The 10,924-nt window shown below is 74.5% G+C and carries 8 protein-coding genes; 4 read left to right on the top strand and 4 right to left on the bottom strand.

The features are described 5' to 3' along the window. The 4 genes from RZ50_RS28665 to RZ50_RS28680 all read left to right on the top strand — a co-directional run. The coding region (locus tag RZ50_RS28665; RefSeq protein ID WP_217681037.1) for a hypothetical protein at positions 1-1,169 on the top strand (1,169 nt) is incomplete at its 5' end. After that, on the top strand, positions 1,166-2,608 hold the full coding sequence (locus RZ50_RS28670; RefSeq protein ID WP_196949266.1) for a VWA domain-containing protein: 1,443 nt from the start codon (positions 1,166-1,168) through the stop codon (positions 2,606-2,608). The genes RZ50_RS28665 and RZ50_RS28670, both read left to right, overlap by 4 nt. Positions 2,609-2,659: 51 nt before the next feature. Further along, positions 2,660-3,775, top strand: a complete 1,116-nt coding sequence (locus tag RZ50_RS28675) for an AAA family ATPase (protein ID WP_196949267.1) — start codon at positions 2,660-2,662, stop codon at positions 3,773-3,775. Then, positions 3,772-6,591 (top strand): DUF5682 family protein, encoded by a 2,820-nt coding sequence (locus tag RZ50_RS28680; RefSeq protein WP_217681039.1) that lies wholly within the window; start codon positions 3,772-3,774, stop codon positions 6,589-6,591. The genes RZ50_RS28675 and RZ50_RS28680 overlap by 4 nt, the downstream gene beginning before the upstream one ends. A gap of 191 nt (positions 6,592-6,782) precedes the next feature. Here the strand turns inward: RZ50_RS28680 and RZ50_RS28685 are convergent, their stop codons facing one another. The 4 genes from RZ50_RS28685 to fdxA all read right to left on the bottom strand — a co-directional run bounded on the left by RZ50_RS28685 (position 6,783) and on the right by fdxA (position 10,792). Continuing rightward, on the bottom strand, positions 6,783-7,289 hold the full coding sequence (locus RZ50_RS28685; RefSeq protein WP_196949269.1) for a hypothetical protein: 507 nt from the start codon (positions 7,287-7,289) through the stop codon (positions 6,783-6,785). A gap of 149 nt (positions 7,290-7,438) precedes the next feature. After that, positions 7,439-9,274 (bottom strand): FAD-dependent oxidoreductase, encoded by a 1,836-nt coding sequence (locus tag RZ50_RS28690; RefSeq protein WP_217681041.1) that lies wholly within the window; start codon positions 9,272-9,274, stop codon positions 7,439-7,441. A gap of 241 nt (positions 9,275-9,515) precedes the next feature. Then, a complete protein-coding gene (locus tag RZ50_RS28695; protein WP_217681043.1) occupies positions 9,516-10,475 on the bottom strand; it encodes a 4-(cytidine 5'-diphospho)-2-C-methyl-D-erythritol kinase in 960 nt (319 codons plus the stop codon). Next, entirely contained in the window at positions 10,472-10,792 is a 321-nt protein-coding gene (gene fdxA / locus RZ50_RS28700) for a ferredoxin (protein WP_217681044.1), read from the bottom strand. The genes RZ50_RS28695 and fdxA overlap by 4 nt, the downstream gene beginning before the upstream one ends. Positions 10,793-10,924: the final 132 nt, after the last annotated feature.

Raw genomic sequence — 10,924 nt, forward strand, 5'->3', positions numbered from 1 at the left:
ACCTCCTGGTGCTCGCCGCCGCCCGCACCGCGCTGCTCGGCGCCGCGCACGACGCGCTCGCCGCCACCGTCGGCGAGGCCACCGGCCGCGGGCGCGGCGCGTGGACGGCCGCCGGTCCGGGCCGTCCCGCCTCGCCGAACCTGCTCGCGGCGGCCCGGTCCTGGCTCACCGACCTGGCCCGGTCCGGCTGGCGCGGCATGGACCACGACATCGTCTCCGGCGCCGCGCCGGTCGTCTCCGCGATGCTCCCGGATCCGGCGCTGCGCCGCTTCGGGGTGCTGCTCGACGGGTTCGCCGGCGAGCTCGCCGCCTCGTGCCCGGGCGCGAACCTGGAGCGGATCCCGGTGCGCCGGTGGGCGGACCTGTGGTCGCGGGCCATGCTGCTGACGCACCCGGGGGCGGCCGGCGCCGCCGCCGCGGGGACGGTCACCGGCCGGCTGCTGCCGCTCGGTGTCGACCTGCACGAGCACGCCACGGCCGCGCAGGCGCAGGTCCACGCGGTGCTGGAGCCGGCCGACGGTTCCGCGCCGCACCTCGTCCGGGCGTCCGTGTCGGCCCCCAAGCCGGACAGTGTCGTCGGCGCCGGGGTCTGGCAGCTGCTGCGCCCGCACCTGTCGCTGCTCGCGGCGGCCGGTGAGGGCCTCACGATGGACCTGACCGACATGCCGGTCACCGCCGAGGGCGACCTGCTGTGGCGCGACGAGTGCGCCCGGCCCGGAGAGGCGGCCGACCCGTTCGCCACCGCCCGGGCCGTCCTGCCCGCCACCGTCGGCGCGGCGGTCGCGCCGCTGGAGCGGCACCCGGTCCGGCTGGCCGAACCGGTGTTCCTGGAGGGGTACACCGCCCAGGCGGAGGACGGCGCACTGACGTTCACCCTGGCCGGCCACCCGGTCGCCGTCGACACCGGCCGCATCCCGACGGCCGGGCCCCTCACCCCGCAGGCCGTCGCCGCGTCCACGGCGTGCATCGGGCTGCTGCGCTGGGACGCCGGGGCGTTCCGCCTCCAGCCGCTCGCCGTGGAGACCCCGGTCAAGCGGAAGACGACGGCCGTGCACGCCGGGGCGTGGGCCGGCGGCACCGCCGACAAGGCCGGTGCCAAGGCCGAGGCCGCCGCCACCGAGGCCGTGGCCGTGCTGCGCGAGCGCGCCGGAAAGCTGCTGCGGACATGACCGACGACCTCATACCCGCGGCCGGCCCCGGCCCGACACCGGACGAGAACCGCCGCCAGGTCCTCTACTGGCGCCTGCTGGCCGGCCTCTTCGACCCCGTGGAGCAGGCCTCCCTGGAGACGGCGAGCCTGGCCGTCGTGGAGGACCTCGGCCTGCCCGCCGGCCTGCTGGACCCCCGCACGTCCATCGACTCCGTCGTCCAGCGGCACCCGGGCCTGGCCGCCGAGATCGACGGCCTGACGGCACCGGACGCCGGCACGGCCGAGAGCGGCGCACCCGACGCCGGCGCGGCCGACGGCGGCCGGGACCGCTCCGCCGAGGTGCGGCGCGCGGCGCTGTTCTCCAAGGTCCTCCTCAACACCTTCGCCACCGGCTCCGGCGCGGTGACCGCCGGGCAGCTGTCCCGCTGGCAGGCCGACGCCGGCTGGCTGGAGCGGGCCATGGGCTGCCCGCCCGGAGCCCTGCGCGCCGGGCGTGGCGGCGGGACGGGCCCGAGCCCCACCGGCACCGGTGCCGGCTCCGGCAGCCCCGACCTGTCCACGCTGATCCCGGTGATCGGCCCCGAACTCGCCGATCTCGAAGCCGACCTGGTCAAGCGCATGCGCCTGCGCGAAGTCCTCGCGGACAGCAAACTCGCCTCCCGGCTCACGCCGAGCATGTCGCTGATCGAGCAACTGCTGCGCGACAAGGGCAATCTCGACGGCACGGCCCTCGCCAACGCCAAGAAGCTGATCCGGCGGTTCGTCGACGAGGTCGCCGAGGTGCTGCGCACCCAGGTCGAGAAGGCGAGCGTCGGCGAGCTCGACCACTCGGTGCCGCCCAAGCGGGTGTTCCGCAACCTCGACCTCAAGCGCACCATCGAGAAGAACCTCGTCAACTGGAGCCCGGAGGACGAACGCCTCTACGTCGACCGCCTCTACTACCGGCGCACCGCGCGCAGGACGACACCGCAGCGGCTGATCGTGGTGGTGGACCAGTCGGGCTCGATGGTCGACTCGATGGTCAACTGCACCATCCTGGCGAGCATCTTCGCCGGCCTGCCGAAGGTCGACGTGCACCTGATCGCCTACGACACCCGCGCGGTCGACCTCACCCCGTGGGTGCACGACCCCTTCGAGACGCTGCTGCGCACCGACCTCGGCGGCGGCACCGACGGCACGGTCGCCATGGCGCTCGCCCGGCCGAAGATCGCCGAACCGCGGAACACCGTGGTGGTCTGGATCTCCGACTTCTACGAGTGGAGCAGCGAGCAGCTGTTCGAGCAGATGGCCGCCGTGCACCGCTCGGGTGCGAAGTTCATCCCGGTCGGATCGGTGACCAGCTCGGGCCGCGGCAGCGTCAACCCGTGGTTCCGCGAACGCTTCAAGGACCAGGGCACCCCCGTGCTCTCCGGCCACATCGGCAAGCTCGTCCACGAGCTCAAGACCTTCCTCACCTGACCCTCCCCCCTGACCTTCCCCGCCACCACGCCACAGAAAGGCGCCCACCCGATGTCCGACATGCTCCGCGCCCCCGCCGAGATCAAGTACGCCGACGAGCTGGACTACCTGGAGTCCGTCGACACCGGCCCCAAGCCCTCCACCTGGCGGCTGTCCCCGAGGATGATCCGCACGTTCGTCCTCGGCTCCGAGCCCTCCGACGGCCTGGACCGCGAGATCGGGCAGAAGTGGTTCGGCGAGCGCGGCATCGTCGAGCGGGCCGTCGTCACCCTCGCCTCCGACCGCGGCCTGCTGCTGATCGGCGACCCCGGCACCGGCAAGAGCTGGCTGGCGGAGCTGCTGGCCGCCGCCGTCTCCCGCAACTCCACGCAGGTCGTGCAGGGCACCGCCGGCACCACTGAGGACCACATCAAGTACTCCTGGAACGTCTCCATGGTCATCGGCCGGGGCCAGTCCCGGGAGTCGATGATCCCCTCGCCGATCATGACCGCGATGGAGACCGGCACGATCGGCCGCTTCGAGGAGCTCACCCGCTCCACCAGCGACGTCCAGGACGCGCTGATCTCCATCCTGTCCGAGAAGTACATCTCGGTGCCCGAACTCGAAGGCCAGGACGGCATCGTGTTCGCCAAGCCCGGCTTCTCCGTCATCGCCACCGCCAACAGCCGCGACCGGGGCGTCAACGACCTGTCCTCCGCGCTCAAGCGGCGCTTCAACTTCGTGCGCATCCCCGTGGTGACCAACAAGGCCAGCGAGGCGGAGATCGTCCGCTTCCGCACCGAGGAACTGCTGCGCCGCCACCAGATCGACCTGGAGGTGCCGCCCACCCTGCTGGACGTGCTGCTGCGCAGCTTCGGCGACCTGCGCGACGTCGCCGCCACGGCCGGCAGCGACGACCAGCGGCTGGAGTCCGCGCTGTCCACGGCCGAGCAGATCGGCGTCCTGGAGGACGCCGTGCTCCACGGCACCTTCTTCGGCCAGCGCACGCTCACCGCCACCACCCTCGGCTCGTCGCTGGTCGGCTCGCTCGCCCGCCGCGCCCCCGAGGACTCGGCCATCCTCACCAAGTACCTCACCAACACCGTCAAGCCGCGCAGCGAGGAGGAGGGCGGCGAGTGGCCCGAGTTCCTGGCCGGCGGCCTCGACACCCTCAAGGCGCTCGCATGAGCGGCACGGCCACCCGGGTGCCCGCCGACGGCGGGCACCCCGCGCCCGACACCTTCGACGCGCTGCGCGTCCAACTCCACGACGCCGCCGCCGCGTTCGCCGGCGCGCCCGGCGCGCTGGACGGCATCCTGCGCGGCCTCGTGGACGACGTCGACCGCGCGCTGCGCGAGCCGCTGGAGGTCTTCCCGGTCTGCCACCACTCCCCCGCCTCCGCCACCGCCATGGCCCGCCGGCTGCGCGTCAAGCAGCCCAGGACGGTGTTCCTGGAGCTGTGCGAGGACATGGCCCCGCTCCTCGCCGAGCTGCGCAACTGCCGCCTGCCGGTGGCCGTGCAGGCGTTCGCCACCCGGGTCGACGGCTTCCCCGCCGCCTGGGCGCCGCTGTCCGTCGTCGCGCCGATCACCGAGGCCTCCGCCGAGTACCAGGCCATCGCGTACGCGCTGGAGACGCCCGGTGTCGAGCTGGTCCTCGTCGACCGGTCCTCGGACCACGTGTTCCAGTGGCAGCCCCTGCGCGAGGACGCCGGGGCCGCCGACCCGGACGCGGCGCCGGCCGAGCCGGAGGCCGCGCTGCACGGCGACGCGGTCGGCGTCGAACTCGGCGACCTCCGGCCCCGCTTCGCCGACCTCGAACAGCACCTGCTGCGCCACGGGAAGGTGCGGCACTGGTCGGAGTGGTGGCACCAGTACGTCGAGCTGCCGCTCGGCGACGCCGACCACGGCACCTACCGGCAGGTCATGTTCCTGATCGGCAGCCTCTTCCGGCGGCTCGCGCCCGGCGACACCGACCGGGTCCGGGTGGACGAGGACCGCGAGCGGTACATGTGGACCCGCATCCGCGAGCACCTGGCCGCCACCGGCGCCGACCCCGCGGACTGCGTGTACGTGTGCGGCGCCTACCACGCCGCCAGCCGTGTCGCCGAGTTCGGCGTCCACGGCACCGACACCTTCACGGTGCCCCCGCGCACCGCCACCGAGTGGCAGTACGGGCTGATCCCCTCCAGCCACACCGCCATCGAGGCGCAGTTCGGCCTCGAACGCGGATCGGTGTCGATCGCCGCGGCCCAGTGGGAGAAGAACCTCAAGCGCACCCGCACCCAGCCCTACCGGCTGAAGGGCCAGGCCGGCACCAAGGCCTCCCGGGCCCGCAAGACCGCCGCCCCCGCCCCGGAGGTGGGCGCGGAGTCCGCCGACATGCTGTCCGGGTTCCTGCGGCGCCCGCCGGTCCTCGACCCCCTCGACCGGCAGGAACTGCTCGGCTGGTCCGTCGACATCGTGCGCGCCGCCCGCCGCAACGGCTACCTCGCCTCCACCGCCGACGCCATCGCGGTGTACGAGACCGCCATCCTGCTCGCCGGCCTGCGCGACCGGGCCCGCCCGACCCCGTACGACTTCCAGGACGCGGCGGTCACCTGCATCGAGAAGGACACCGTGCCCGGCCGGCGCGACGTGCGCCGCCTGGTCGAGATCATGATGGGCGGTGACCGGATCGGGCAGGTCGGCTACGAGTCGCTGCCGCCGCTGGCCCGCGACGTCCACGACCGGCTCGCCCCGCTCGGCCTGAACCTCCAGCAGCGCGGCGTCAAGCGCGCCCTGCTGGACATCAAGTCCGACCCGCGGCTCAAGCCGTGCTCCGACGTGCTGTGGATGCTGCGCCACCTGCTCCCGCCCGGCGCCGCCCGCCCGATCATGGGCGAGCGCAGGCTCGGCGAGCAGTCCGTGCAGGAGTCGTGGGACCTCGCGCTCGGCACCCACCAGCGCGCCCTGATCGAGCTCGGCTACGAGGGCGTCAGCCTCGAACAGGTCGTCGAGCAGCGCCTCCGCCGCGAGGCCAACGCCCCGCAGGCGGACGCCGCCGTGGTCCTGCGGACCGTCGAGGACGCCACGCTGTACCTCGGCAGCCGCCGCCTCGCCGACGAGCTCGGCACCCGCGCCCTCCAGGTCCTGTCCACCGAGCGCAGCGTCGACGGCGCCCCCGAGGTGCTGCGCCGGGTGCGGGAACTGCTGGCCTTCTACCGCACCACCGAGCCGGTCCTGCCGGAGTGGATCGAGCAGTTCGCGAAGACCGGGTACGCGCACTACTGCACCCTGCTCCCGACGGCGTTCACCGACGAGGCGGCCACGGTCCGCCAGGTCGCGGCGATGCTCGGATTCCTGTTCAGCATGGAGGGCCTGGCCCTGTCGCTGGGCAGCGACCGCACCCAGCTGGAGCTCGCCGTCGCCCAGTCCCACCCGGAGGAGCCCGCCAAGACCGCGCTGCTGTGGGCCGCGCAGGTCCAGCTCGGCCGGATGTCCCGGGAGGAGCTGAGGGGGCGCTGCGACGAACTGCTCGCCAACCCGCTGGTCCTGCCCGCCTACCCCCGCTACCTCAGCGGTCTCCTGCACGCCCTGGAGCCGGTGCCCGGCCTGGTCGACGTCGTCGTGGAGGCCGTCTCCAACGCCTTCGCCCGGCTGCCGGACCGGGTCCTGCTGCCCTGGCTGCCCGTCCTGATCACCACGCTGCGCGCCGGCGGCGCGGACCTGGCACCGCTGCTGACCCGCGAGGCCGGCCGGGTCTTCCCCGGCCAACTCGCCGCCCTGGACGCCTGGGTGCCGCCGTGGCGCGCTCCGGCCGTAATCCCCGCCGGCCCCGCCCGGCCGGCCGCCCGCCAGGGGGTCGACCTGCTCGCCGGCCACCCGGCCACCTGCGACGCGCTGGCGGAGCTGCTCGGCTGCGACGACGGCTGGGCCGTCGACGAGGCGTCCGGGGGCTCGGCGCTGCTGGCCCGGCACCCGGCGACGGCCGACGCACTGGCGCTGCTGCTCGATCCGGTGTGAACCCGCGACCGGTGAACGCGACGGCGACCGGGTAGCCGGGGCCGATCGGCACCCGAACGTCAGGGCCTCGACCGCGGACGCGGCCGAGGCCCTGACGCCTGTCGAAGCCCGGCCACGAGCGCGGCCCGGGGCGGGAGGCGACACCGTGACGGCCGCCGGGGAGGCAGCCGTCCGGGCCCTGCCGGGGGTCGTTACCAGACGCGGTAGACCGCGTCGCGGGCCTGGCCCAGGTACTGCTGGTAGGTGCCCAGGTGCCAGGCCGCCCAGGAGGCCCAGCCGCGGCCGGTGCCGTCGTTGTCGATCGCGTAGGCCTTGCGGGCCGACCAGCCCATGTCCTGCCAGTTCTCGGCGGTGACGATCCCGGCGTCGTGACCGTGGACCTCGGGGTACCAGCGCTCGTTGATCTGCCAGGCACCGAGGTCCTTGGTGCCCGGGTCGGGGTCGGTCGGCAGGTTGGTGTGGACGGCCAGGCGGTTACAGCCGGACTCGGCCATGGCGATCGCCACGGCGTAGATCGCGTCGTCGTTGCGGCCCTCGCCCGACTTGTCCTTGGCGAAACCGGCGTACTTGGCCTCGCGGGCACAGGCGTCGATACCGCTCTGGTCGCCGGCGGCGGAGGCGGTGAAGGTGGTCGAGGTGAGGCTGAGCGCCAGGACGGCGGTCGCGCCGGCCAGCACAGCACGAGTCTTGCGCAGCAAGGAAGTTGTCCCTCCGTCGGCCGGCCCGCGGTTCGGGCCGGGATGTGGGAGGGACGCTATGCGGCGCCGGTTGACAGGCGATCAACAACAGTTCGTATCCGGATGATTGGTCAGCCCCGCAGGCGTCGAAGGAGAAGGGCCGCGGCCTGTCACCCGAGGTCGAGGGCGTTCGGCAGGCCGAGGCGGTAGCGGGCCTCGTCGACCAGCTTGAGCGGCTCCAGCTCCGGGGGCCGGAAGAGCAGCCGGATCCGGCAGCGCTCGGCGGTCGAACCGTCCGCGTCCAGCAGGGCGTTGACGGCGCGCCGCGCGGACTCGTTGGCTCCCTCCATGGTGGCCAGGTCGACGTCGGTGCGCACGTAGTCGCCGGCCAGGAAGAAGTTGCCCACCGCGGTCGCGGCCGAGGGCCGGTTGTGGAGCGTTCCGGCGGGGTGGACGAGCAACTGCTCGCGGTTGGCCGGCGCCGGCCCGCCCAGACCGGTGACGGCCGGGTCGAGGAACCACGAGTGCACGTCCGCGTCCGCCGGCCACCCGGCGCCCGGTCGGTCGAAGGCCCGCCGGCACTGCGCCCAGACCTCGCGGGCCACCTCCTCACGGGTGCACTCCTTGGCCGTCCTGCCGTAGAGGATCCCGGGCCGGTCCCACTCCGAGACGCAGACCGAGAGGCAGTCGCGCACCGTTCCGTCCCCGTAGGCGGCCGCGAAGTCCCGGCCCCAGAACTGCGCCTGGTTGACCGTGGTGAGCGACCACGGGGAGTCCAGGCAGACAGCGTGGCCGTGCACCAGCCGCACCGGGCGGCGCAGGTAGAACTGGATGCCCGTCATCCAGTCCGTACGGATCGCGTCGCAGCGGGCCAGCTGGGGATCGGCGGCGCGCAGGTTCGGGCCCCAGGTGGCGCGGGCGTGCTCGACCGGCAGCGCGCTGAGGTAGTAGTCGGCCCGCACCGTCTCGGGGACGCCGCCGCCCGCCGGCGCCACCCGGACCCCGGTGATCCGGCCGTCGGCGTACAGCACCTCCCGGACCTCCGTCCCGGTCCGGAACTCGACGCCCAGCGCGGACAGGTGGGCCGCCCACGGGTCGATCCAGGCCTCGCTGGTGGGGCCGTTGAGCACCCGGTCGGGCTGTCCGTCGACGCCGCGCCCCAGCAGCCCGTTCAGCAGGAAGGCCTCGATGATCGTGCGGGCCACCGTGCGCGTACTGGCCTGCTCGGCCTTGGTCGCGGCCAGGTCCCGGGTCAGGCCGACCCCGAGGAGACGCTGGTAGTCGTGGGACATCCGCCCGGCCTTGATGAAGTCCCACCACGGCACCCGTTCCCACTGCTGCTCGCGACGCAGATCGCAGCTGGTCAGGTGGACCAGGACCCGGTCCACGAAGTAGGTCAGCTCGTCGGCGGGCAGGCGCAGCACCTCGTCCAGCGCGCCGGCCAGGGTCCGCCGCAGGGCGTCCGGGGCCAGGTCGCCCAGGTCGAGCGGGCGGGTGAGCGTCCGGAACGGGAGCAGCAGGCCCGGGCGCGGGGCGTCGTAGGCCAGCAGCGCCTGGGTGGCGTCGCGCAGGTTGTCGTGGACGCCACCGGGGTTGCCGGAGCAGGGGATGCGGCGCAGGGTGTCCGGCAGGTTGCGGTAGAAGCCGGGGAAGAACCGGAAGCCGTGCTCGCCCGGCAGCGACCGGCGGCCGCCGGTCGCACTGCCCGGCACGTCCATGCTGCGGGCCTTGCCGCCGAGCGCGGCGTAGTACTCGTACACCGTCACCCGGTAGCCGCGCTCGGCCAGTTCGTGCGCCGCGCTCAGCCCGGAGACCCCGCCGCCGAGGACCGCCACGGTCCGCCCGGAGCCGCTGCGGGCGCCGGTGCCCGCGCCATGCGGGAGCGCGGCGGCACCCGCCGCGGGCCCGACGGCCAGAGCCCCGCCCAGCGCGGCGGCGCGGGCGAGGAACTGACGCCGCGTCCGCCCGCTCGCCGCGGTCTCCTGCGAATCCTCGGCCAACCCCATGACGCGCGCACCTCCGGCTCCCTGGTCACCCCGACCGGCAGGCGGCGACCCCCGGTGTGCAACGACCGGGACCCCGCACCGGTCACCCGGGAGGGCAGGCCGAGGCCGTCCGCCACGAACGACAACGTCGGCCTTCAGGACCGCGACCGGGTCCTGAAGGCCGACGTCACGCACGGGCCCGAATCGGCCGACGGCGTCGGGGAACTCCCGGGGCGACCCCTCGTCGTGCGTCCGGCGGCGGCTACCCGGCCGACAGGCAGCCGGGGACCGGGCCGGTGGTGGCGAGCGCCTCGCGGCAGCTGCCCGAGGCCGACAGCACCCGGGCGAGCCCGGCCGCGGCCCCGGCCGACTCGGCCAGGAAGGCGCAGGTCGGCCCGGAGCCCGAGAGCAGGGCGGCCAGCGCGCCGGCCTGTCGGCCCAGCCGCAGGGTCCGGCGCAGTTCGGGCCGCAGGGAGAGGGCGGCCGGCTGAAGGTCGTTGCCCCGCTCCGCGATCCGCGCGAGGGCGCGGGCGTCACCGCCGCGCAACGCGCGCACCACGGCGGCCACGGTCGCGGCCCGCTCCTGTTCCCCGGCGGGCGGCGGCACCTCCCGCAGCTCCTGGAGGCGGTCGTGCTCGCGGAACACCTCCGGGGTGCTCAGCCCGTCCTCCGCGACCGCGAAGACCCAGTGGAACGCCCCGGCCCCGGCCTCCGGAAGCTGTGTCAGGCACTCGCCCCGGCCGGTGCCCAGGCCGACGCCGCCGAGCAGCGGGAAGGCGACGTCGCTGCCGAGCTGGGCGGCGAGCAGCCTCAGCTCCTCGTAGGAGAGCCCGAGGCCCCAGAGCTCGTTGCAGGCCACCAGGGTCGCGGCAGCGTCCGCGCTGCCGCCGGCCATGCCCCCGGCCACCGGGATGCTCTTGTCGATCCGGATCTCGGCCGCCCGCTCCCGGCCCGTCTCCTTGGCGATCAGCCGGGCGGCCCGTACGGCGAGGTTGTCCTCGTCCAGTGGCACCCGGCCCTCGCCGCGCCCCCGGACGGTGACGGACATCCGCTCGGCGGGGCGGACCAGCACGGTGTCGTGGAGGTCGACCGCCATGAACACGGTGCTGAGGTCGTGGTAGCCGTCGGGCCGTCGCTCGCCCACCGCGAGCGTGACGTTGACCTTGCCGGGCACCCGCACCCGCACCGACGGCCGCGCGGGCCTCCCCGCCGCCCCGGTCACGCCGCCGGGACGGGCTGCTCGGCCACCGTCGGGTGGTCGCGCCCGATCAGCCCGAGCTGCGCGGCGCCGCCCGGGGATCCGAGCTCGTCGAAGAACTCGACGTTGACGGCCCGGTAGGCGGCCCACTGCTCGGGGACGTCGTCCTCGTAGAAGATGGCCTCCACCGGGCAGACCGGCTCGCAGGCCCCGCAGTCGACGCACTCGTCCGGGTGGACGTAGAGGGCGCGTTGGCCCTCGTAGATGCAGTCGACCGGGCACTCCTCGATGCAGGCCTTGTCCTTGACGTCGGTGCAGGGCTGGGCGATGACGTAGGTCATGGAAGGGGACTCCTCCTCGGTCGTGGTCCTGGTCTCTGGCTCTGTCTGGTTCCGGCGCGGCGTCCGGTCCGGCGGGACCGCCCGCAGGGGCGGTCCGCCGCGCCGGTCAGGCCGTGGTCCGCGGGCTACCGC

The sequence above is a fragment of the Kitasatospora sp. SUK 42 genome (assembly GCF_015776785.2).
GTDB lineage: Bacteria > Actinomycetota > Actinomycetes > Streptomycetales > Streptomycetaceae > Kitasatospora.